This window comes from Methylomonas koyamae (assembly GCF_001644025.1).
GTDB classification, from domain to species: domain Bacteria; phylum Pseudomonadota; class Gammaproteobacteria; order Methylococcales; family Methylomonadaceae; genus Methylomonas; species Methylomonas koyamae_A.
In genome coordinates this window covers 1-1,128 of record NZ_LUUK01000015.1, presented here as the reverse complement: position 1 = coordinate 1,128, position 1,128 = coordinate 1, and the positions used below count along the sequence as shown (strand labels likewise).

The window sequence follows — 1,128 nt, the reverse complement described above, 5'->3', positions numbered from 1 at the left end:
CAACCCAAGTGCGTGGCCGTCGCCCACGGCGCGTTGACCAAGCATATCCAGGCCGCCGGCGCGCTATACCGCTACACCCCGGCCGATCGGGCGCTGCATTTCGCCGCCTTTACCTTCGATGCCGGGATGGAGCAATGGCTGGCCCCGCTGTGCCACGGCGCCGGCGTGGTGCTGGGTTTTAGCGGCTGGACCGGCGAAGACACTTTACAAGCCCTCATGGCGCACGCTGTCAGCGTGATTTATCCGCCAACCAGCGCCTTGCTGCACCTGGCCGATGCCGTAGCCGCGCGCGGCCAGACCCTGGCGCTGCGCATCGCCTGCGTCGGCGGCGAAGCGGTTTCGTCCGCCGCCTTGGCGAAAATCCGCGCCGGCTTGCGACCCGAAACCATCATCAACGGCTACGGTCCCACCGAAACCGTCATCACCCCGCTGGCCTGGCAGGCTGACAACCGCGCATTGACGGGTTATGCCCCGATCGGTACCGCCCTGGGCGAGCGTACCTTGTATATTCTTGACGCCGACCTCAACCCGCTGCCCTTGGGCGCGGTCGGCGAACTTTATATCGGCGGCCCCTGTCTGGCGCGCGGCTACCACGGCCGCGCCGACTTGAGCGGCGAACGCTTCCTCCCCGACCCGTTCGCCGCCGACGGCAGTCGGTTGTACCGCACCGGCGATCGGGTTCGTTTCCGACCCGACGGCGTCGTTGAATACCTCGGCCGCGCCGACCAGCAAATCAAACTGCGCGGCTACCGCATCGAGCCTGGTGAAATCGAAGCCGCGCTACGACAACTGCCCGGCATCGCCGACGCCCATGTCCTGCTGTGTGAAGAGAATGGCCGGCGCTATCTGGCGGCCTATTGGCAAGCCGGCCCGCACGACCCGATACCGACCGACGCAGCGCTTAAAATCGGCCTGGCCGCGCGACTGCCCGACTACATGATTCCGGCCCGTTACGTTAGGCTCGATCAACTGCCGCGCACCACGCACGGTAAAATCGACCGTCGCGCCTTGCCCGTGCCCGAGGCGCCGGCCCCGCGTGAGCAGCAAGCCCCGACCAATTCGACAGAAGTCGTGCTGGTCCAGCTGTGGCAAGACTTGCTCGGACGCCAAGACATCGGCATCGACGAT

The 1,128-nt window shown here is 66.3% G+C and carries 1 protein-coding gene; it reads left to right on the top strand.

The window, feature by feature from the left end:
• Positions 1-1,128 (top strand): AMP-binding protein (locus tag A1355_RS01490; protein ID WP_157197692.1); only part of this gene is annotated, 1,128 nt, incomplete at both ends.